Below are 20,969 nucleotides of genomic sequence, written 5' to 3'. Positions count from 1 at the left end.
CGGGGCAAGAAGAGCCGGCACGGTAATTACGGCTCGATCAGGATGAGAACCACCAGACTGTGTGTGGAGTTGCTCGCGTTGGATGCCACCGATCCACCAAGTCCCCACTCTTCGGGAGTGTAGGCATGAATGGTGTCTCCCTGGCCGAAGCCGTAGAAGTACTTCCGGCGTGGACCTTTGCGGATTGTGGTTTGGAGATCAGGCATGCTTCCCAATTTCAAGTCTCACTCGACCGGTCGCGGGAGGTTGCGGGCTTTGCGCAGCTTCTCGGCCCGGCGTTCCTTAAGATAGCTGGCCCATGCGAAGGTGAAGGGGTATAGGCATGCAGGAAAAACCCACCACACTTCGCCCAGGATGTGCCAAGTACCCTGGACGGCGACCTGAATTACTCCGTAAACGAGACCTCCAAAACACGCCGTGAGTAGTAAAGCGAGGAAGAGCAGCCCTGCGGTAAACAAGCGCCTTGCCGGCACCCGACGACGGCACATAGGCCGCGTCCTGAGGGACCCCGTGACTACGCCTCGTCACGGCCGTCCGCGTTCACGGTCAGCAGAACAAAAGGCGTGGCATGCTCAACGTCGGGGCCGGTCGGTTGGCGCAAGACCTAATCCACCGGTCGCGGGAGGTTGCGGACTTTGCGCAGTTTCTCGGCCCGGCGCTCCTTGAGATAGCCGTACCAGGCTGCCACGGGCACGAAGATTCCCGCAGGCACAACCCACCAAACCTCGCCTAGTATTTCCCACGTGCCGTCGATCGCGATCCGAGTGATGCCGTACACAACTCCACCGGCAAGAAGCGACACAAAGACCGCGAGGAACAGAAGCCCGCCCGAACTATTAACCGGCTTGACCATTCCGCCGCCGTCGTCCTTGCGAACGCCGTACTCGGCTGGCGTGTAGCCCACCAGTTCTCCGTTCTCAGCCCGGCGATAGATCAGTTGGTCCCCGGAACGCTGCGGCGGCACGTAGTTTGGGTCCTGCGGAACTCCTTCACTGTGTCTAGCCACGGGCATCCTCAATTGCAACGAGCAGTCCGGCATTGTCCAGGCCTGGGGTTTCAGCGACCTCATCTTTGTCGAAATCGGGTACACCGGTAATCCAGGACGACTCCCCACGGCGGATCAGTAGGTGTTGCTCGGTAGCCAGGGTCTTGAAGACAAGGTATGCGGTGCCGCCATGGTTCCGCTCGACATGCTGCCGCACCAACCGCAGAGTTGCCTCGGCAGAACTAAGTTGCGGATCCTGCGCAAATGCGAACCAAGTGCCCAACAGTCGCGGCTGCAGCATTATGGAAACTCCTGGTGCCTCCAGAAGTACAACATTGTCAACCGCCTCGCTAGTCAGGAGCGAGATCTCTGTCCACCGGGTTGCCTGCCCCAGCGCCGAAGCGACAGCGGCTGCCACGCCCTTCACGCCGAGATCGCCGTCCGCGTCGATTGCGGCCAAGTCCCGAGCCAATAGAGAAGAGGCACCGGCCGTGGACAGTGTTACATCGTCGATCATCTCCTCAGCCCGGAAAGTGCTGACTGAACGGTCGCGTGCCGGGCCTTCGAATACGTTAAGCAGATAGGCGAACTCACCCACACCGAAGCCGATGACGTCGACGCCCAGGCGGGGTTCCTTTTGGGGCGGGTCCTGAACGGTCATGAATGTCTCCTAATCGCCGAATCCGAGGAACTTGCCTATGGACTTGCCCGCGTCGAACACGGCATCTTTCGTTTCGCTGACGAATTTCCCGGGGTCAGTCACGGCATTGACCACGCCTTCTCCGATATTCTTGCCGACGTTGCTGATGGTCTCCCAATTCTCGTAAATGGCAATACCGACGCTGGCGACTTGGCAGATGGTCCCTGCCGGAGGCGGCATGAAGCAGCCGACGCCAAGAATGGCCTTGCCCGCGCTCCCCAAGCCTGCCTTGATATCGCCGTCTGCGAAGCTCTTGACCGAGTCGTAGGTGCTGAAGCCAATTCCGGCCCACCCGAGTCCCCGTGCCAGGCCCGACTTGCCCAGCCATTCGACCTTGGTGCCGGGCCCAAGCCAAGGTTTTTCCTCCAAGATAGGGCCGAACTTAGACAGTATGCCAACGTGTTGATTCAGGTTCTTCAGCGATGCGATATCGGAGGCTTTGTCGATCAGCCCGAGCCCGCGGTTGGCGGTTCCAGAACCCTTCAGCAGGTCATCGAGGGCAGAGTTCCCAAGGATCCGGTGAGCGGCAAAGCCCGGTCCGCCGATGCGGTGGCGTCCCTGCGCAAACGACTCAATTAAGTCAGCCCGTTGGTTCTTCAGCACCCAGCCATACTGCCCGACGTGCTTAGCGAGGGTGAGCGGGGCCTTGATGAACTTTTGTGCGGTGAGGCCCGCCCTTAACGCGCTGACCCCACCCGCCAGCGCGCCACCGAGGATTGCCGGAGTTGCGTCGCTGGCGGCCCCGAGGGTGGACGGACTACCCCCGGAGCTGTTGCTGGCCTTCTCCTGCTCCTTTGCGTTATCGAGCAGTTTGCGGGATTCGTCCTTAAGGGCACGGGCCGTCCGTTGGATGAGTGCCCGGTGGTTGCCGTTCCAGTCCGAACGAAACCGTGTGGCGTCGCTGCCCTTCCAAGACGGGTTGTTGTTGATTTGATTCGTCAGCAGGGATGAGCTCTGCAACAGCGTGTCGGAAACCTGCCCGAATTGCTGCGCGAGTGTTCGAAGCTGCGCGACGTCCGCGCCCCAGATGTTGCCGGTCAAAGATCCCCCTGCGTCAAGAAGGTGTAAGTCTCGTCTTGACTCTAGGTTTTCCCGGTTTCGGCGTGCGATGGGGACTTCTTCCCCTGTGGATAAGTCCCTACTGTGCGCTGTCGCGGTCCTGCAGCTTTGGTGAGCACGAACAGGGTTCCTTCAGGAGCTACCGAAGCAATTCAGCCTATTCACCGGGGAAAGGGTGCGTACTCTCCGTGAAATTGTCCCTGACAATGGCGATGCTGCCCGGGTTTGCCGTGAACCACTGGCGGGCCTGGTCATCGGTCACAATCACATAGGGTTTGGGAAGCCCACGCTTATGCCGGAGTTTACGCGCGCGCAATTCTCCCCGCAGGGACTGGACGCCCAGCAGCCAGCCGCCGGTGAACAGGAGCGTGCAGACGAGGAACAGAAGTGCCACGCCAGGGTTCAGGCCGACCGCGCCGAGGACAAAAAGGACGGGCGATGCGAGTGCCGGGATGGTCAGGCCGGCTACGACGAGGCTCATAGTCAGCATGTTTCGTGCCGTGTAGTTGCCAAATGGCTGGGCACCGCCCAAGCCCCATTCGGCCTGTGTGTACGCGAATATCCTGCGATCTGAGTCCTGGGCGAAGTAGTACGCGCGATCGGCCCGACAAGCGCCCATTTCAGCAGCCCTGACCGCTGAGGACGGCGTACGTATCATCGCCGGCTACTGCGCGCTGTCGCTGTCCTGCAGCAGCGCCGCCTTGCGTGCCCGCAGCGCAAAGAAAGCGCCGAAGGTGAACACCTGGGTGACCACCACGAGCACAATGATGCCCACGATCTTGTTGCCGCCCAGGATCATGGTGAGCCCCACGATTGCGGACACGAGCGCAAGCAGGGGCAGCAGCATGTAGCCGAGCACGAACAGGGTTTCAGGTTTCTTCAGCATTTCTCAGTCTTCCGTCCGGCGCCATGTGGTGATCCGGTATTTGGTGCCGTTCTTCGACTCCAGCCAGCCTTCGGCGGGCTCCGTGGATTCAACCGCCCAGTGCTTTCCAAGCTCGGGCGCATAGGTGTCCCCGGCCGTCTCGGAATCGATGACGGTGATCACGGCGTGGTCGGCCAGGTCCATGGACTGGCGGTAGATTTCGCCGCCACCCACAATCCAGACCTGCGCGTTGCCGGGCGCGAACTGCGACTCCAGCAGCGCCTCATCCAGCGAGGAGACGACGACGGCGCCCTCCGCCTCGGGCGTGCCGGCCCAGCCTTCCTGCCGGGTCACCACAATGTTCGTCCGGCCGGGCAGCGGCCGGTACTTCTCGGGGAACGATTCCCAGGTCTTGCGGCCCATGATGACCGGATGCCCGGTGGTCAGCGCGCTGAAATGCTTCAGGTCTTCCGGGACGTGCCAGGGCATGGTGCCGTCGCGGCCGATGACGCCCTTGGTGGTCTGCGCCCACACCAGGCCGATCTGTGTGGCCAGCTCCCGGCCGTCCTGGGATTCCGCTTTGTGGGAGGGGTGGTCGCTCATACCGCCACCGGTGCCTTGATGGTGGGGTGATGCCGGTAGCCGTCCACTTCGAAGTCCTCGAAGCGGTAGTCGAAGATGGTCTCCGGCTTGCGGGTGAAGCGCAGCTGCGGGTAGTCGTACGGTTCGCGGCTGAGCTGCTCCGTGACCTGCTCCAGGTGGTTGTCGTAGATGTGCACGTCGCCACCGGTCCAGACGAAGTCGCCCGGCTCCAGGCCGAGCTGCTGTGCCACCATCATCGTGAGCAACGCGTAGGAAGCGATGTTGAAGGGCACGCCCAGGAACATGTCGGCCGAGCGCTGGTAGAGCTGGCAGGAAAGCTTCCCGTCGGCCACGTAGAACTGGAAGAAGGCGTGGCACGGCGGCAGGGCCATGTCCTTGATCTCGGCGACGTTCCAGGCCGAGACGAGGTGCCGGCGGGAATCGGGATTCTCCGCGAGGCCCTTCATGAGTTCGGCGATCTGGTCCACATGCCCGCCGTCGGGGGTGGGCCAGCTGCGCCACTGCGCGCCGTACACGGGGCCGAGTTCGCCCTCCGCGTCCGCCCATTCGTCCCAGATGCTGACGCCCTGCTCCTGCAGCCACTTCACGTTCGACTCCCCGCGGAGGAACCACAGCAGTTCCAGGGCGAGGGACTTGAAGTGCACCCGCTTGGTGGTGATGAGCGGGAAGCCCTGGCTCAGGTCGTAGCGGAGCTGGCGCCCGAAGACACTGCGGGTGCCGGTACCGGTCCGGTCCGACTTGTGGGTTCCGTTGGCCAGGACATCGCGAAGAAGGTCTTCGTAAGGGGTGGGGATGCTCACGGGTCCAGCTTACTTTAGCCGTCCGCGCAGGAGCCCGATCACGGCCTCGGCGTCCAGTCCCGCCTTGCGTGCCGCATCTGCCAAGCGGTCGACGGTGGCTAGCACCTCCGCCGTCGGCGTGTCGCCGGAAGCTCCCACAATGGGCGGCGGGCCGAGCACAATGGTGCCGTTCCGCCGTCGGGATTCAATCAACCCGGCGGCCTCGAGTTCCTTGTACGCGCGCGCCACAGTACCGGCGGCGATGCCGAGGTCCGCGGCGAGGCTGCGGACGGTGGGCAGCCTGCTGCCCGGTGCCAGCGACCCGACGGCGATCAGCGAACTGATCTGCGAACGGATCTGTTCGTAAGGAGGTACCGCCGAACGCAGCTCGAGCGAGATTCCGGCTGTCACGGCGTAGTGCTTTCTAGCCGCGGCCCGGCCTGCCGGGGGAGTGCGCCCAGGAGGGCGCGGACCGGCGTCACCGCGATGGCGACGCCCAGGGTGGCGATGATGGCTCCCGCCGTGATGACGGCGGGTTGATCCTGCGGAACAAAGCTCGTCGGATCTTCCAAAAGCGGAGTGAAGGCGTGGCTGAGCATCATCAGCAAAACACCGGCCTGAACCACGAAGTAAGCGGCGAGGGTACGGGCGATCCGGTAGACAGTGATCGCGCGCAAGGCACCATCCAGGCCGGCGGTTCCTTCGGATACGGGGATGCCCCGCCTGCGGCGCACCGACCACAGGGCCGCTGCTCCGGCAAGCAGGACGCCTGCCGTGAGCACGACGACGGCGGGCCAGGCGGGAGCTTCGTGCAGGATGCCTTGTCCCACGGCGGTGAGGACTAGGACCACGCAGAGCAGCAGGCCGCCGATGATCGCCGTGCCCAGCAGGCCGCGCGACACCGGCTGGCGCGGCCAGTCGACGGCGGTCTCGCGGCTGCCGTAGTTGTTTCCTGTGAGCCATTCTCCTGCGGCTACGGCTAACAGGATGAGTGCTGCGATCACCGCTACCCATGCCGGCAGGCCCCAACCGCCCGCTGCCGACATTGCCTGAATGAGGAACAGGCCGATGAACAGCGGGAGAGCTGCGACGAGGCCGAGCCATACGCCGATCGACGCCGAGAGCCGGGCCGCGGCATGGCCGCTCCTCGTGGGGGACGACGCTTCGCGCTGCTTGTCGATGGCGGCCAGGGAAGGCAGTTCGCCAGGACGCCACCACCACATGGCGAGGAGGACCACGATGTTGACCAGGGCGGGCAGGTTGAACATCGACGACGGAATGACGCCGGGCGGCGGCAACATGGCGAAGTTTCCGGCAATCGCCGCCAAACCGGAAGCAACGGTGGCCACGGTCCGCAGCAGCCGGTTCATGGCGAGCCTGCGCAGCGCGCGGTTGTCCCCGGCGTCGAGCGTTTCAAGCTGCCTGCGCCGGGCGATCAGCCACAGGACCAGCAGGGTTCCGAGCGCCAGCAGCAGCAGGGCGCCGCCCAGCCAGGCGGCCAGTTCGGCGCCGGGAATCCTGCCGGACTGCGCGGCGTGGCTGTAGCTTCCGTCGGGAGCCGTGATTGCCCGCACCGGATCAAAACCCGGAAGCCTGGACACCCACAGGATTGCTCCGGCGGAGAACACGAAGACCCCTGCGACCGTCCAGGCCAAGCCGCGCGGCAGGAAGTCGCGGATGCGGCGAACAGACAGCTCGGCGTGCCGCTGTGATTGCCGGGGCGCCGGGTAGCTCCACTGGCCGATGGCGTGCACGGCCAGGGTGGCGGCGACCGGCCAGCCGAGCGCCGTCAGGAGCTGCTCCGGCGCACTCGGAGCATGTGCGTTCATGAGATCAATCTGGCCTGCACGGATAGCCCCCTGCAGGGAACTGGCCATCCAGCCGATGATGCCAACCCACAGCGCATGCTGGGACACCGTAGCGGCGGTGCTTCCGGTGCGGGGTGCCCACACCACGAAGCGGAGGAACAGATAGACGATGGCCGCGCCGCCGGCCGGTGCCAGGAACGCCAAGGGCGGCAGATTGAATTCCATGATGACAACCCCCAACTTTGTATCAATGTACTAAGTGTTTGATACAAAGATGGGTGCCGTCAAGCGGCCGCGCGGCTGCCGTCAGTCGTCGAACGGTTTAAACTGCTCGACGGCGACAACCCGCCCGCCGTTGCTCCGCGACACGTGGCAGACGATCATTTCGCCCGGGGCGAGGTACGGGTCTTCGCCCGGAAGGAGCGCGCCGAGTTCGGGGCCCATGTGGCGGCCCAGCGTCTTGAGGATTGTCGGCAGCGCCGGCCGGTGCGTGCACACGGCAACGGGCTGCTGCTTGTCGAACAGTGCGGAGACGGTGTCGCCGGTCTTCTTCGGCTTACGCTCGTGGGCGTGCTCGGTCAGGGCTTCCACCAACTTCACTTTCGCACCCGCGGCCTTGGCATAGGGCGCGATGGTGGCTACGCAGCGGGTCCACGGACTGCTGACCACGCGCATCGGCTTCCACACCTCCAGCAAGCGCTGTACGGCGAGGGCCTGCCGCTGTCCGGTCGCGGCGAGCGGACGGCTGCCCTCTGCCTTGGTCCACGAGGACCGCGGCTTGGCCTTGGCATGCCGGACCAGGATCAGTGGCCAGGTCTCCAGTTCGCCGTTGGCGTGGGCCTTGGCGAGTTCCTTGAGCGGCGCCACGTCGCTCGGATTGCTTAGGTACTGGGCCGCCCGCTCGGGACCCGTCCACATCACGGCGTCCACTTCCTTGCCGTCGGGCTTGATCCCGTTGCCGTTGTGCAGCGTTGAGTTCAGGTGGACGGCCCAGTAGTGGACCACCTTCAGGCCGGCGGTGACGTGGTAGTGGATCGGCGGCAGCGGGATGCCCAGTGTCGCCTGGACCCCGATCTCTTCTGAGACCTCGCGGACCGCGCATTCGGGAATGGTCTCCCCGGGATCGATCTTGCCCTTGGGCCAGGACCAGTCGTCGTACTTGGGGCGATGGATCAGCAGCACTTCAAGGGCGCCCTTGTTGAGGCGCCACGGGATGGCCCCTGCCGCGGTGACTGCGACTTCCTCGCCGGGATGGTCCGTCTGGTCCGCGATCGGTGTATCGCTCTTCACTTCCGTTGCCTACCGCCGCGACACTGCCCGCTGGCGGGATCGCGAAGCCAAGAGCCAGGACTGGATGTCCAGCAGTGGCGTTCCGTCTTCGGCAAGGTGGTGCCGGGTCCAGTGGCCATCGTTGTCCAGGTGCCAGCTCGCGGTCTCGGGATCGAGGTAGCGCTGGAGCAGGTCCAGCACCTCCAGGGTGTCTTCACGGCTGGACAGCTGGACCAGGGCCTCCACGCGGCGGTCCAGGTTGCGGTGCATCATGTCCGCCGAGCCGATGTAGACCACGGGGTCGTTCCCGTTGGCGAAGGCGAAGACGCGGGAGTGCTCCAGGAAGCGGCCCAGCACGGAGCGGACCGTGATGTTTTCGCTCAGGCCGGGGACGCCCGGGCGGAGTGAACAGATGCCGCGGACCAGCACGTCCACCTTCACCCCGGCCTGCGACGCCCGGTAAAGGGAATCGATGATGGCCTCGTCCACCATGGAGTTGACCTTGATCTGGACCCGGGCGGGCAGGCCGGCGCGGGCGTTGCTGATCTCGGTGTCGATCCGGTCGATCAGACCGGAACGGACGGACCGCGGCGCCACCAGGAGCCGTTTGAAGGTGGACTTCGGCGCGTAGCCGGAGAGTTGGTTGAACAGCTTGGACAGGTCCTCGCCCACCTGGTCGTTGGAGGTGAGCAGGCCGAGGTCTTCGTAGTAGCGGGCCGTGCGCGGGTGGTAGTTGCCGGTGCCGATGTGGCAGTAGCGGCGCAGCCCGTCCACTTCCTGGCGGACCACGAGCGAAAGCTTGCAGTGCGTCTTGAGGCCCACGATGCCGTACACCACGTGCACGCCTGCCTGTTCCAGCTTGCGTGCCCAGGAGATGTTGGCCTGCTCGTCGAAACGGGCCTTGATTTCGACCAGGGCCAGGACCTGCTTGCCGGCTTCGGCGGCATCGATCAAGGCGTCCACGATCGGGGAGTCGCCGGAGGTGCGGTACAGGGTCTGCTTGATGGCCTGGACCTTCGGGTCCGCGGCGGCCTGCTCCAGGAAGGCCTGGACCGACGTCGAGAAGGAATCGTAGGGGTGGTGCAGCAGGATGTCCCGGCGGCGCATGGCCGCGAAGACGTTGGCCGCCTTGGACGTTTCCGACTCGTTCAGGTAGCGCGAGGTGTGCGGCACGTGCTTGGGGTAATGCAGGTCCGCGCGGTCGATGCCCGCGATCACGGACAGGCCGCGCAGGTCCAGCGGGGCCGGAACCGAGTAGACCTCCGACTCCTCGATGCCGAGTTCGCGGATCAGGAGCGACCGGATGTTCGGGTTGATGTCAGTGGTGACTTCAAGGCGGACGGGCGGGCCGAAACGCCGGCGCAGCAGTTCCTTCTCGAGGGCCTGCAGGAGGTTCTCGGCGTCGTCCTCCTCGACCTCGACGTCCTCGTTGCGGGTGACGCGGAAGCTGTGGTGCTCCACCACTTCCATGCCCGGGAACAGCTTGTCCAGGTGGACGGCGATGACCTCTTCGAGGGCGATGAAGCGGGCTACGCGGCCCGGGACGGCGCCGGCACGGGGGCCGTCGATGGAGATGAGCCGGGGGAGCTGGTCCGGCACCTTGACGCGGGCGAACAGTTCCTTGTCACTCACGGGGTTGCGGACGATCACCGCAAGGTTCAGGGACAGGCCGGAAATGTAGGGGAAGGGGTGGGCCGGGTCCACGGCGAGCGGGGTGAGGATCGGGAAGACCTTCTCGCTGAACATGGTGCTCAGGCGGTGCTGGGCCTCGTCGTCGAGTTCGTTCCAGTGCATGAGGTGGATGTGCTCGTAGGCCAGGGCCGGCCGGATCTGCTCGGCGAACACCCGCGCGTGGCGTTCCTGCAGCTTGTGCGCGGCCTCGCCGATCTGCTCCAGGACTTCGATGGGGCTCAGTCCGGCGGGGGAGGGCACGGCCAGTCCGGTGGCGATGCGGCGCTTCAGGCCGGCCACCCGGACCATGAAGAACTCATCCAGGTTGGAGGCGAAGATCGACAGGAAGCTGACCCGTTCCAAAAGGAAGAGGTCCGGGTCCTCGGCGAGCTCGAGGACGCGGGCGTTGAAGGCAAGCCAGCTCAGTTCCCGGTCCAGGAAACGGTCCGGCGAGATGTCGCCTTCCGGTTCCAGGGACGGGGCGAATTCGGGGATGTCGATGCGGTCCTGGGTTGCCCTGGATGCGGGCACCTCGGAGGAGCCGAAACGGGAAGGCAAAGTGGAGCCCTTGACTTCAGTCTTGGCCGCTCCTGCCGGTTCCGGATTCATCGGATTCTCCTTCATTCTTCAGCGGGTTTGCTTCAACCCTACAAGTATCTCCGCGATGCGGAATTCCGCGTGACCGCCGCATGAAGCGGGAATCCCGCGGCACGTTAATTCTCTGTTAACGGCCCGTACATGACGTCCGCATCCCAGCGGACGAACCCCAGTTTCTGGTATAGCGTCACGGCGGCCGTGTTGTCTGCATCCACGTACAACATGACCGCGTGGAGCTCGTGCTGTTCGAGGTGCCGGATCCCGGCCACCGTCAGCGATTTGCCCAGTCCCAGGCCCTGCGCCGCGGGGGTCACGCCCACCACGTACACCTCGCCGATCGGCGGGTGCCCGCCGTGCCCGGGGTGCACCTTGGTCCAGTGGAAGCCGAGCAGTTCGCCCGTGCTGTTTTCGGCCAGCAGGAACCCGGCGGGATCGAACCAGTCCTCGGCCATGCGGGCCTCAAGGTCGGCCAGGGTCATCGCGCCCTGCTCGGGGTGCTGCGCGAAGGCCGTCTTGTTGGCCGCCAGCCAGGCCGCCTCGTCCTGGCCCGGCACGAAGGCACGGATCGTCACACCGTCCGGAAGGCCGGCGTCGGGCATTTCCGCGGACGAGGCCATGAGCCGCATCCGCCACAGTTCCCGGACGGGACGGTAGGAGAAACGTTCGGCCAGCCGCGCGGCGGCGGCGTGGTCCCCGTGCGACCAGGCGCTCAGGCCATCCAGCCCGCGGGTGTCCTGAAGGTAGGCGAGCAGGCGTCCCGCCACGCCCTGGCTGCGGTAGCTGGGGTGCACGGCCATCTCGAGGACCCCGGTACCGCCTTTGTCTCCGACGACGACGGCTACGCCCGCCAGGTCCTCGCCGCTGGACGGGTCGCTGTCCTCATCCGGGGCGTAGAGGGCCAGGGTGCTGAGCGGATACTCCGATGAGCCTGCGCCGCGCAGGAGCACCAGGGTCTGTTCGGACAACGGGGGGTTGCCGTCCGCCTCTTCGGCGGCTGCGGCCAGGGCCTTGATGTCCCTGAGCAGTTCCGGGTCCGCGGCGCCTTCGACGGCGAGGACCGGCCATTTTTCCGGATGCGCAAGACTCATGCAGCAAGGCTATACGCCCTGCACGGGATTTCACCCGCGGGGCCCGTTTTGCCGGAACAGCCGCGGCCCTGTAGTGTCTATGTTTCGTCCGGCTCTTCGGAGCGGGGCTGCGAGGGGGATCCGCCAGTGGGGCGGCCTCGATACGTTCGACCCGTATGTCCTCCACCACGAAATACAGGGAAGGGCCCGGACTCAGTCCGGGCCTTCCCTGTTGTTGCGTATCGGCCTGGCCCGTTGGCGGCGCTCAGGCGTCCGAAAGCTCGTCGTCCGGAAGCCTGACCAGCGTCAGGCGGTAGCCGACGTTGCGCACCGTGCTGATGAGGTTTTCGTGGTCGGCGCCGAGCTTGGCGCGCAGCCGCCGGATGTGGACGTCCACCGTGCGGGTGCCGCCGTAGTAGTCGTAGCCCCAGACCTCGGTGAGCAGTTGCTGCCGGGTGAAGACCCGGCCCGGGTGCTGGGCCAGGTACTTGAGGAGTTCGAATTCCTTGAAGGTCAGGTTCAGCGGCTGCCCGCCAACGCGTGCGGTGTAGCTCGCCTCATCGATGACGACGCCGGCGGCCCTGATTTCGCTCTGCGTTTCCTCTTCTTCGGGTACTGCGCGGGCCATGGCCAGGCGGATGCGGGCCTCGACTTCCGCGGGGCCGGCCGAGTCGAGCACGATGTCGTCCACGGACCAGGCGGAGGACACGGCGGCCATGCCGCCTTCGGTAAGGATCAGCATGAGGGGTGCGCTGAGTCCGGTGGCCTTCAGGAGCTGGGTCAGCGACCGGGCACCGACAAGGTCCTTGCGCGCGTCGAGGAAGACGACGTCGGTGGGGTCGGTGTCGAGCAGCGCCGTGGGTTCTGCCGGCAGGATGTGCACACGGTGGTTCAACAGTTCCAGTGCCGGCAGGATGTCCACGGACGAGCCGGGGCTGTTCGTCAGGAGCAGGATGTGCGACATAGTTCCTCCAAGGGGCGGGCCGCGCATCATCGGGCGTCTGGACCGGGCTTCCACCGGCATCTGACTGCGTCGTGGAAGCCGGCTACCCCTGAGGGGGGACCTTGGGCAAGGACCCGGCAATGCGATCGCTGTTTGACAACTGAGTATACCCGCCGGGCGAATCCAGGACATGGATCAGGGCCGTCTGGGGCAACTTCGGCGACATATTTCGGCCGCATAGGGCAGGATGGGCGAAGGATATTCAACGCCGGGTCCGCCGCCGAACGCAGGCCGCAATGAAGTCAGGAACGCAGTGAAGTCTTGGAACATCGGGGTGGTCGGCCTCGCCACGCTCGCGGTCATCGTCGCCGGATCGTACGCCCCCGACGGGGTGATGGTCGGCGTCGGGATCGTGGCGGCCGCCGCCACCGGCATCGGCTGGCCGCACTTCCTGGCCGTCCCCGCGAAGAAGACCCTCGCCGCGGTCATCGCACTCAGCGGCATGGGCTCCGCCGTCGCCGCCGCCTACGCCCCGGCACCGGGGTTCCTCGACTATGTCCCCGCGTTCATCGCCGCCGGCGTCATCGCGGTGTTCATCGTGCAGCTGGTCCGCGGGACCGGCCAGGCCCAGCGCCTCGAATCGACACTCGGCAGCTGCGCAGGAGTCCTGCTCAGCTGCCTCGGGGCCGGCTGGATCGCCAGCGTCCGCTTCAACGGCGTGCAGGAGATGGTGCTGGTGGCAGGCCTGAGCGCCGCCGTCGCACTGCTGTCCGGGCTGCTGCGCTGGCCGGACCGGATCGTGGCCCCGCTTGGCATTGCCGCCGCCGGCCTGGTTGCCCCGCTCGCCGGGCTGGTCTTTTCCAACATCTCCGTCGCGGCCGCCGCAGTGGTGGGCGTGGTGATGGGGTCCGTGCTCCTGAGCTTCCGGCGCATGGTCACCCTGCGGCCCGGCCGCCTGAACCTGGCCGCCGTCCTGGGCATGGGGGTCGCACCAGTGTGGGCCGTCGGTTCACTTTGCTACTTCATCGACAAACTACTCATCTACTAACAGTTAGGATGGCATCATGTCTGTTCTTGCCTTTGAAATCTTCTTCCTTGTCCTGCTCGGCCTCGCAAGCATCTCCATGGCCTGGTTCGCCGGCTTCGTCGTTTACCGCCTTTTCAAGGGCCAGAAGTAATAGCCGTTTCCCCGTCGCGCTGAGGTAGAACTGCCGTGCCCATTGAAATTCCCACGGATCTGACACCCGAACTCGTCCCCCTGTCCTGGCTCATCGGTGAGTGGGAAGGCCGCGGACGCCTCGGAAGCGGTGAAGAGGATTCCGAACATTTCATCCAGCACGTCTCCTTTACGCACAACGGACTGCCCTACCTGCAGTACCGTGCCGAAAGCTGGCTCAGCGACGAGCAAGGCACCAAGTTGCGGCCCCTCACCGTGGAAACCGGCTTCTGGGCGCTTGAGCGTGAACTGGTCGAGGCCGACGGCGGCCCCGGGCTGATTCCCGCTGAGATGGTCCCCGTGCTGAAGAACGCCGACGACGTCGAAGCCCGCCGCAACGCCGATGGCGGCTTCGACCTGTCGGTCACCATTACGCACCCGGGCGGGATCACTGAGCTCTACTACGGCCAGATCAAGGGACCGCAGATCCAGCTCAGCACCGACATGGTGATGCGCGGCAGCCACTCGAAGGAGTACACGGCAGCCACCCGGATCTTCGGCCTGGTGGACGGCAACCTGCTCTGGCGCTGGGACGTCTCCGCCGCGGGCAAATCCCTCGAAGCCCACGCGTCGGCGTTCCTTAACAAGGTCTCCTGAAGAAGGCCTTCCAGGCGCCCGTTCCCTGGCGGGCCCTTCCCGGGCACCATGGTTCCATGGATGAACACAGCAAACCGGGCGGCTACGCCGGCCTCAAGGCGGTCTTCTTCAACGGGACCCTGAAACCGTCGCCGCAGCTCAGCCACACCGAGGGCCTGATCGGGCTCAGCCGCCGCATCATGGAGAAGCAGGGCGTCAGCACCCGCCTGATCCGCACGGTGGACCACGACATCGCCCCGGGCGTCTACCCGGACATGCGCGAGCACGGCTGGGCCACCGACGAATGGCCGGAAATCTACCCCGCCGTCCAGGACGCGGACATCGTGGTGCTCGCCGGTCCCATCTGGCTGGGCGACAACTCTTCCCAGACCAAGAAGGTCATCGAGCGCCTCTACGCGCATTCCGGCGAACTCAACGCCAAAGGCCAATGGGTGTACTACCCCAAGGTGGGTGGCTGCCTGATCACCGGCAACGAAGACGGCATCAAGCACTGCGCCATGAATGTGCTCTACAGCCTCCAGCACATCGGCTTCACGATCCCGCCCCAGGCCGACGCCGGCTGGATCGGCGCCGTAGGTCCGGGACCGAGCTACCTGGACGAAGGCTCGGGCGGCCCGGAAAGCGACTTCACCAACCGGAACACCACGTTCATGACCTGGAACCTCCTCCACCTGGCCCGCCTGCTCAAGGACGCCGGCGGCATTCCCGCCTACGGCAACCTCCCGGCAGAATGGAAGGCCGGAACCCGCTTCGACTTTGAAAACCCGGAATACCGCTAGGCCCAAAGGACTTCTACTGGATATGACTTACACAAGCCCCCTGTTGTCGCGCCCCGGCGCCGTCGAAGGCGGGGGCGCCGATGCCGGCGTCGCCGCCCACTACGGTGAGCCGCTGCGCGAGCAGCGCGCCCTGGCCGCCGGGACCGCCGTCGTCGACCTTTCGCACCGCGGCGTCGTCACGGTCACCGGACCGGACCGGCTCAGCTGGCTGAACACGCTGTCCTCCCAGCAGGTGACCAACCTCCCGCCGCGCGTCTCGAGCGAACTGCTCCTGCTGACAGTGCAGGGCCGGATCGAATTCGACGCGAGGATCGTAGACGACGGCGAAACGGCCTGGCTGCTGGTCGAAGCCGCGGAGGCCGCACCCCTCGCGGAGTGGCTGACCAAGATGAAGTTCATGCTGCGCGTCGAGGTGGCGGATGTCTCGGGGGAGTGGGCCACGGTGGGCTCCACCAAGCCGGTCGAGGCCTGGGCGGACCGGATCGCCTGGGAGGACCCTTGGCCGCACGTCGGCGCGGGCGGCTACTCCTACAGCGTGGTCGCAGAAGACCTGCACCCCGGACTGGAACGTCCATGGTTCGAATACCTGATCCCCTCGGGAGAACTCGAAAACGCAGTGGACGGCCTGGCCCTCGCCGGCACCCTCGCCTCGGAAGCGTTGCGGATCGCTGCCTGGCGCCCGCGGCTCGGCGCGGAAACCGACGACCGCGTCATCCCGCACGAACTGGACCTCCTGCGCACCTCGGTGCACCTGGCCAAGGGCTGCTACAAGGGCCAGGAAACCATCGCCCGGGTGCACAACCTGGGCCACCCGCCGCGCCGGCTCGTCTTCCTGCAGCTGGACGGTTCCCTGCACACGCTCCCGGTGGCCGGAAGCGATGTGCTCGCCGGGGACCGCAAGGTGGGCACCCTGACCTCCGTGGCCCAGCATTATGAAATGGGCGCGGTGGGGCTGGCCCTCGTCAAACGGTCGGTGGACCCGGCCGAGGTGCTGGCCGTGCAGGACGGCGACGAACGCTACGCCGCCGCCCAAGAGGTGATTGTCGCGCCCGATGCCGGCCAGGTGGTAGGGCGCCAGAGCGGATTCCTGAAGGGACCACACCGATGAGCGAAACCCCCGAAATCCAAAGCCCCGAGGACGAGGACGCCGCCATGGCGCAGGCCTTGTTCGACGCCGCCCGCGAGGGCGACGACCCCGTGCTGCGAAGCTATCTCGACGCCGGAGCGCCGGCCGGCCTCTGCAACCCCGCCGGTGATTCGCTGCTGATGCTTGCCGCGTACCATGGCCATCCGGAGACCGTCCAGCTCCTGCTGCACCACGGGGCGGACGCCTCCGCCCCCAACAGCCGGGGCCAGACGCCGCTCGCCGGTGCCGTGTTCAAGGGTTATACGGACGTCGCCCGGGTGCTGCTCGACGCCGGGGCGGATCCCGACGCCGGGTCCCCGACTGCACGGGAAGCCGCCCGGATGTTTGCCCGTACGGAGATCCTGCAGCTTCTGGGCTGACGCCCCTTTTCAGCCGGGGCTGTGGTGAAGGTACGGCCGGGCACGCTCTACCACGCGGTGGGGCGCCTGGAGGCGGACGGACTGCTTGAAGCCACCGGGACCGACCGCGACGGCCGGCGCCCCGAACGCACCACTTACCGGACCACCGACGAGGGGAACGCCGCCCTCGCGCAGCGGCTGGCGGGAATGCTCTCCGACGCCGTCAACGAATACCCGGTCTTCCCGCACGCCATCGCCGGGGCACACAACCTGCCCTCCGACGTCGTCCTCGAACTCCTCGACACGCGCCTCGGCGCGCTGGAGGAACAGCTCGCGTTCCTGGCACGGGACCACGAGGCGGCCTTCGCCAAAGGGGTCGAGCGCAGACGCCCGCCCGCACAACCTAAAAGGAACCCATGGAACAAGTAGCCAAACCCTGGCCCGCCCTATGGTCCCTCGTCATCGGTTTCTTCATGATCCTGATCGACTCAACCATCGTTTCCGTGGCGAACCCGCGGATCATGGAGGGACTCAACGCCGACATCAACGCCGTCATCTGGGTGACGAGCGCCTACCTCCTGGCCTACGCCGTGCCGTTGCTCATCACCGGGCGGCTCGGTGACCGCTTCGGTCCCAAGAACCTCTACCTGTCCGGACTGGTGGTCTTCACGCTCGCCTCGCTGTGGTGCGGACTGTCCGGCGACGTCGGCATGCTGATTGCCGCCCGCGCCGTCCAGGGCTTTGGCGCGGCCATGATGACTCCGCAGACCATGGCCGTCATCACCCGGATCTTCCCGCCGGACCGCCGCGGCGCGGCCATGGGCCTGTGGGGCGCCACCGCTGGCATGGCCATCCTGGTCGGCCCGATCCTGGGCGGCGTGCTGGTGGACGGCCTGGGCTGGGAATGGATCTTCTTCGTCAACGTGCCCATTGGCCTGATTGGCTTCCTCGCGGTCACCCGCTTCGTGCCGGCGCTCGGCACGCACAGCCACCGCTTCGACATCCCGGGCGTGCTGCTCTCCGCCGTCGGCATGTTCCTCCTCGTGTTCGGCATCCAGGAAGGCCAGACGTACCACTGGGGAACCGTCGCCGGGCCGGTCACCGTCTGGGGCCTGATCATCGCCGGCGTCGTGGTCCTGGCGCTCTTCGTGGTGTGGCAGTGGATCCTGGAGCGTCGCGGCGGGGAGCCGCTGCTGCCGCTGGGCCTGTTCAAGGAGCGCAACTTCTCCCTGGGCAACACCACCATCATGGCCGTGGGCTTCACCATCACCGCGTTCCCGCTGCCCACCATCTTCTACTACCAGGTGGTACGCGGCCTGACCCCCACCCAGTCGGCCTTGCTGATGATTCCCATGGCGGTGCTCTCCGGCGCCTTGGCTCCCTTCGTGGGCAGGCTGATCGACCGGATCAACCCCCGCTGGTTCGCCGCTTTCGGCCTGCTGTGCCTGTCCGCGGCGCTCTTCTGGACCGGTGCGCTGCTCAAGCCCGGGACTCCCATCTGGATGTTCCTGCTGCCCAGTGCCCTGCAGGGTGTGGCCAACGGTTTCATCTGGGGACCGGTTTCCAACGCGACCACCCGGAACCTGCCGCCGCGCCAGGCCGGTGCCGGATCGGGCGTCTTCAACACCACCCGGCAGATCGGCGCGGTGCTCGGCTCGGCAGCGATCGCCTCGCTGATCCAGGCTCGCCTCGCGGCGGAGTTGCCTGCCGTTCCGGGCGGCGCGTCCGCGGGTGAGGGCGCGGTGGGCGGGCAGTTGCCGGAGGTCCTGCACGCGGGATTCTCGACGGCGATGTCCCAGTCGGTGCTGCTGCCGGCGTTCGCGATCCTGCTGGGCGCCGTGGCGGCCCTGCTGTTCGGCAAGCCGAAGGCGGTCCAGGACTGGGGAGCCCCGGCGGCGCAGGGAGCGGAAACCGCGGGTGCCGCGGCTCCGCAGGCCGGCGCAGAGGAAGACGCTAGCGCAGCAGCACGGAAGTGACCGTGCCCCCGTCGGCGAATCCCAGGCTTCTGGCCAGGCCCAGCGCGCCGCGGTTGTCCAGCGCGGCGCGGCACTGCAGGGTCAGGCCGGACGCCAGGGCCTCATGGGATGCGATCGAGGCGGCGAGCGTGCCCAGGCCCTGGCGGCGCAGTTCAGGCCGGACCAGGACGCCCATGTCCGCCAGGATGCCCTCCCATTCGGCGTAGGCGCCACAGGCCGCGGGGCTGCCCCCGTTGCCCGGGCCATCCATCACCGTGAAGCAATGACTCATGGAAGAGAGCCGGGCTTCGTTGGCGTCGTCGGGCGGGCACATGCCTTCAAGCTCAATGGCCTCCGGGTGCCCATGGGAGACGGTCACCTCGCCGCGGGGCTGGGCGAGGGGCAGGTCGTCGGCGAAAAGCAGGGCGGAGGTGCCCAGGCCGTGACCGCCGTGCCCGCGGCTCAGGCGCATCAGGGTGGCGTGTTCGCTGAGTTCCTCGTCACTGTATTCGCCGGCCGCCTCGGTGGCCCAAGCCGGGCCGACGATCGCCGAGTGCCCGAAAAGCCGGACGAAGGTGATGGAATCCGAGCCGTTGTCCTCCCGGACCAGCCGTTCGTGGCCGGCAGTCGTGCTGGAGAAGCGCACGTGGGCGAAGGCGGCGTCGTCGAATCCCAGATGCCGCGCCCAGGCCAGCAGGACGATGTCGGCAGATCCTTCAGCAAATCCCATGCATCGAGTCTAGGCAAAGCGGGAACCGCAAACCCCTATCCGAACAGCACGGCGGCTTCGTCGTAGCGGTGTTGCGGGACGGTCTTGAGCTTGCCCAACGCGGCATCGAAGCCGACGTGCACGATGTCGGTGCCATTGAGCGAGACCATGGTGCCCCAGCGGCCTTCCACCACGGAGTCGATGGCGGCCATGCCGAGGCGGGTGGCCAGGACCCGGTCGAAGGCCGAGGGGACGCCGCCGCGCTGGATGTGGCCCAGGATGGTGGCGCGGGTTTCGATGCCGGTGCGGGCCTCGATCTCGGGGGCGAGCTGGTCGGCGATGCCGCCCAGGCGGGGCCGGCCGAAGGTGTCCAGGCCGCGTTCGGAGTGCGGTGCTTCCATGTGCTCGGGGACGAAGCCTTCGGCGACCACCACGAGCGGGGCGCGGCCACGGTCGTGGGCTTCCTTGACCCATTCGGTGATCTGGTCGATGGAAGTTTTTTGCTCGGGGATCAGGATGGCGTGGGCGCCGGAGGCCATGCCGGCGTGCAGCGCGATCCAGCCGACGTGGCGGCCCATGACTTCGGCGATCATGCAGCGGTGGTGGGATTCGCCCGTGGTCCGGAGTCGGTCGATGGCTTCGGTGGCGATCTGCACGGCGGTGTCGAAACCGAAGGTGTAGTCCGTGGCGTCGAGGTCGTTGTCCACCGTCTTGGGCACGCCGACAATTTTCAGCCCGGCATCCGTGAGGCGCTTGGCAGCGGCCAGGGTGCCCTCACCGCCGATCGCAATCATCGCGTCGATGCCAAGGCGCTTCATGTGGCCCTTGATGACCTCGGGTCCGCCACCGTTTTCGAAGGGGTTGGTGCGGGAGGTGCCCAGAATGGTGCCGCCCTGCTTGGCGATGCCGCGGACCATGGTGCGGGGGATGTCGATAATGTCGCCCTCGACCACGCCACGCCAGCCGTCGCGGAAACCGACGAATTCGTGGCCGTGGATGGCGATGCCCTTCAGGACTGCACCGCGGATGACGGCGTTGAGTCCGGGGCAATCGCCGCCGCTGGTGAGGATTCCAATTTTCATGAGCGCTCAAATCCTGGCTAGGAGGTATACGTGCCGAGCGCCACGCTGAGCTCCCCTAGATTGTAGGCGGCAATGTGGGGTAGGACACAAACCGCGTCCGCTGGCCGGGATGAGCCTCTGGAAACAATCCCGCAATATTCGCGGATCAGGAGCGGTTTCGGCCGCGTTCCTGGAGGAACGACTCCAGGGCGATGCTTCCGTCCTGTGCCGGGAGCAGCAGCCAGGCCAGCACGTACACCACGATTGCGGGTCCGGGCAGGAGGCAGAAGAGCAGGAATGCCACCCTCACGTATGCGACGTCGACATTCAGCTTTGCGGCGATGCCGCCGCAGACGCCGCCGAGCCAACGCTGAGGTCCTCGCTTCAGGCCGATGCTGCGGATGATGCTGAAGAATTTGGTCATGGTTCGAGCCTTCCTTGTTGGAGGTGTTTTGTCACGCCCCAGCGGACGCCGGAGTGGGCGCCCGCTGGGTGGTTTCGGTCAGCTGGTGTCAGCCGTGGTTGGTTCCGTTCCGGGGCTCCCCGTCGCTTTCCTTTTGCTTGGGGCTATGGGAACGGGCCGAGACGAGGCCTCCGATGATCAGCGCCGCTCCGGCTCCGATCATGAGCCCGATCAGGACATAGTTCGCGTTGAGGGCGATCAAGCCCAGTTTGGAGATGATGATCAGGGCAGCGAGGGCCACGATGACCAGGCCCCACACCACCGTGCCGACCCGTGGCCCGGGTTCTTGTCCGGTGCCGCTCCCGTTGGTGCCGTTCCCGTTGCTTCCGTAGAGCGGTCCGGGTTCCTGCGTTGCCAT

General features: G+C 66.2%; 25 protein-coding genes. 7 read left to right on the top strand and 18 right to left on the bottom strand.

Annotated elements, in window-relative coordinates:
* Window positions 1-26: 26 nt before the first annotated feature.
* The 14 genes from D3654_RS20605 to D3654_RS19985 all read right to left on the bottom strand — a co-directional run bounded on the left by D3654_RS20605 (window position 27) and on the right by D3654_RS19985 (window position 12,367).
* Window positions 27-206, bottom strand: coding sequence for a hypothetical protein (locus tag D3654_RS20605; protein WP_162943812.1), 180 nt, complete (start codon window positions 204-206; stop codon window positions 27-29).
* A gap of 398 nt (window positions 207-604) precedes the next feature.
* Window positions 605-964: a hypothetical protein gene (locus D3654_RS20045; RefSeq protein WP_120523189.1), complete on the bottom strand. Its 360-nt coding sequence runs from the start codon at window positions 962-964 to the stop codon at window positions 605-607.
* Window positions 965-998: 34 nt separating this feature from the next.
* Window positions 999-1,646 (bottom strand): hypothetical protein, encoded by a 648-nt coding sequence (locus tag D3654_RS20040; protein ID WP_120523188.1) that lies wholly within the window; start codon window positions 1,644-1,646, stop codon window positions 999-1,001.
* 9 nt (window positions 1,647-1,655) lie between these two features.
* Entirely contained in the window at window positions 1,656-2,726 is a 1,071-nt protein-coding gene (locus tag D3654_RS20035; protein ID WP_120523187.1) for a WXG100 family type VII secretion target, read from the bottom strand.
* A 175-nt stretch (window positions 2,727-2,901) separates the two neighbouring features.
* On the bottom strand, window positions 2,902-3,225 hold the full coding sequence (locus tag D3654_RS20030) for a hypothetical protein (protein WP_162943811.1): 324 nt from the start codon (window positions 3,223-3,225) through the stop codon (window positions 2,902-2,904).
* A 183-nt stretch (window positions 3,226-3,408) separates the two neighbouring features.
* Entirely contained in the window at window positions 3,409-3,630 is a 222-nt protein-coding gene (locus D3654_RS20025; protein ID WP_120523185.1) for an NF038396 family protein, read from the bottom strand.
* 3 nt (window positions 3,631-3,633) lie between these two features.
* Entirely contained in the window at window positions 3,634-4,212 is a 579-nt protein-coding gene (locus D3654_RS20020) for a dihydrofolate reductase (RefSeq protein WP_120523184.1), read from the bottom strand.
* Entirely contained in the window at window positions 4,209-5,012 is an 804-nt protein-coding gene (locus tag D3654_RS20015) for a thymidylate synthase (RefSeq protein ID WP_120523183.1), read from the bottom strand. Before D3654_RS20015 ends, D3654_RS20020 begins: the two co-directional genes overlap by 4 nt.
* A 9-nt stretch (window positions 5,013-5,021) precedes the next feature.
* Window positions 5,022-5,402, bottom strand: coding sequence for a GntR family transcriptional regulator (locus D3654_RS20010; protein WP_120523182.1), 381 nt, complete (start codon window positions 5,400-5,402; stop codon window positions 5,022-5,024).
* The gene (locus tag D3654_RS20005) at window positions 5,399-7,024 is read right to left on the bottom strand and encodes a hypothetical protein (RefSeq protein WP_120523246.1); all 1,626 of its coding nucleotides are present in this window, start codon (window positions 7,022-7,024) and stop codon (window positions 5,399-5,401) included. Before D3654_RS20005 ends, D3654_RS20010 begins: the two co-directional genes overlap by 4 nt.
* Before the next feature lie 81 nt (window positions 7,025-7,105).
* Window positions 7,106-8,089 carry an NUDIX hydrolase gene (locus D3654_RS20000; RefSeq protein ID WP_120523181.1) on the bottom strand — a complete coding sequence of 328 codons (984 nt, stop codon included), beginning with the start codon at window positions 8,087-8,089 and terminating at the stop codon, window positions 7,106-7,108.
* Window positions 8,090-8,098: 9 nt separating this feature from the next.
* On the bottom strand, window positions 8,099-10,348 hold the full coding sequence (locus D3654_RS19995; protein WP_120523180.1) for an RNA degradosome polyphosphate kinase: 2,250 nt from the start codon (window positions 10,346-10,348) through the stop codon (window positions 8,099-8,101).
* A gap of 104 nt (window positions 10,349-10,452) precedes the next feature.
* Entirely contained in the window at window positions 10,453-11,424 is a 972-nt protein-coding gene (mshD, locus tag D3654_RS19990; RefSeq protein WP_120523179.1) for a mycothiol synthase, read from the bottom strand.
* Window positions 11,425-11,668: 244 nt separating this feature from the next.
* Window positions 11,669-12,367: a winged helix-turn-helix transcriptional regulator gene (locus tag D3654_RS19985; RefSeq protein ID WP_120523178.1), complete on the bottom strand. Its 699-nt coding sequence runs from the start codon at window positions 12,365-12,367 to the stop codon at window positions 11,669-11,671.
* A 292-nt stretch (window positions 12,368-12,659) separates the two neighbouring features.
* On the opposite strand from D3654_RS19985, the gene D3654_RS19980 reads away from it, so the two are divergent.
* From D3654_RS19980 to D3654_RS19950, 7 genes are all read left to right on the top strand, one after another.
* Window positions 12,660-13,394, top strand: a complete 735-nt coding sequence (locus D3654_RS19980) for a permease (protein ID WP_120523177.1) — start codon at window positions 12,660-12,662, stop codon at window positions 13,392-13,394.
* A gap of 165 nt (window positions 13,395-13,559) precedes the next feature.
* Window positions 13,560-14,159 (top strand): nitrobindin family protein, encoded by a 600-nt coding sequence (locus D3654_RS19975; protein ID WP_120523176.1) that lies wholly within the window; start codon window positions 13,560-13,562, stop codon window positions 14,157-14,159.
* 56 nt (window positions 14,160-14,215) lie between these two features.
* Window positions 14,216-14,938: a flavodoxin family protein gene (locus tag D3654_RS19970; RefSeq protein WP_120523175.1), complete on the top strand. Its 723-nt coding sequence runs from the start codon at window positions 14,216-14,218 to the stop codon at window positions 14,936-14,938.
* 22 nt (window positions 14,939-14,960) lie between these two features.
* On the top strand, window positions 14,961-16,046 hold the full coding sequence (gene ygfZ / locus D3654_RS19965; RefSeq protein ID WP_120523174.1) for a CAF17-like 4Fe-4S cluster assembly/insertion protein YgfZ: 1,086 nt from the start codon (window positions 14,961-14,963) through the stop codon (window positions 16,044-16,046).
* Window positions 16,043-16,444: an ankyrin repeat domain-containing protein gene (locus D3654_RS19960; RefSeq protein ID WP_120523173.1), complete on the top strand. Its 402-nt coding sequence runs from the start codon at window positions 16,043-16,045 to the stop codon at window positions 16,442-16,444. Before ygfZ ends, D3654_RS19960 begins: the two co-directional genes overlap by 4 nt.
* A gap of 24 nt (window positions 16,445-16,468) precedes the next feature.
* On the top strand, window positions 16,469-16,852 hold the full coding sequence (locus tag D3654_RS19955; RefSeq protein WP_245413346.1) for a PadR family transcriptional regulator: 384 nt from the start codon (window positions 16,469-16,471) through the stop codon (window positions 16,850-16,852).
* Complete coding sequence (locus D3654_RS19950) at window positions 16,840-18,399, top strand: DHA2 family efflux MFS transporter permease subunit (RefSeq protein ID WP_120523171.1); 1,560 nt, start codon at window positions 16,840-16,842, stop codon at window positions 18,397-18,399. The genes D3654_RS19955 and D3654_RS19950 overlap by 13 nt, the downstream gene beginning before the upstream one ends.
* On the opposite strand, the gene D3654_RS19945 is transcribed toward D3654_RS19950, so the two are convergent.
* The 4 genes from D3654_RS19945 to D3654_RS19930 all read right to left on the bottom strand — a co-directional run bounded on the left by D3654_RS19945 (window position 18,377) and on the right by D3654_RS19930 (window position 20,969).
* A complete protein-coding gene (locus D3654_RS19945) occupies window positions 18,377-19,108 on the bottom strand; it encodes a GNAT family N-acetyltransferase (protein WP_120523170.1) in 732 nt (243 codons plus the stop codon). The two genes, D3654_RS19950 and D3654_RS19945, sit on opposite strands and share 23 nt — an antisense overlap.
* 35 nt (window positions 19,109-19,143) lie before the next feature.
* Complete coding sequence (locus D3654_RS19940) at window positions 19,144-20,169, bottom strand: 6-phosphofructokinase (protein ID WP_120523169.1); 1,026 nt, start codon at window positions 20,167-20,169, stop codon at window positions 19,144-19,146.
* A gap of 145 nt (window positions 20,170-20,314) precedes the next feature.
* The gene (locus tag D3654_RS19935) at window positions 20,315-20,572 is read right to left on the bottom strand and encodes a PspC domain-containing protein (RefSeq protein ID WP_120523168.1); all 258 of its coding nucleotides are present in this window, start codon (window positions 20,570-20,572) and stop codon (window positions 20,315-20,317) included.
* 88 nt (window positions 20,573-20,660) lie between these two features.
* Window positions 20,661-20,969 carry a hypothetical protein gene (locus D3654_RS19930; protein ID WP_245413345.1) on the bottom strand — a complete coding sequence of 103 codons (309 nt, stop codon included), beginning with the start codon at window positions 20,967-20,969 and terminating at the stop codon, window positions 20,661-20,663.

This window comes from Arthrobacter celericrescens, from assembly GCF_003614925.1.
In the GTDB taxonomy this organism is placed as follows: domain Bacteria; phylum Actinomycetota; class Actinomycetes; order Actinomycetales; family Micrococcaceae; genus Arthrobacter; species Arthrobacter celericrescens.
This window is presented reverse-complemented; position numbering and strand designations above follow the sequence as displayed.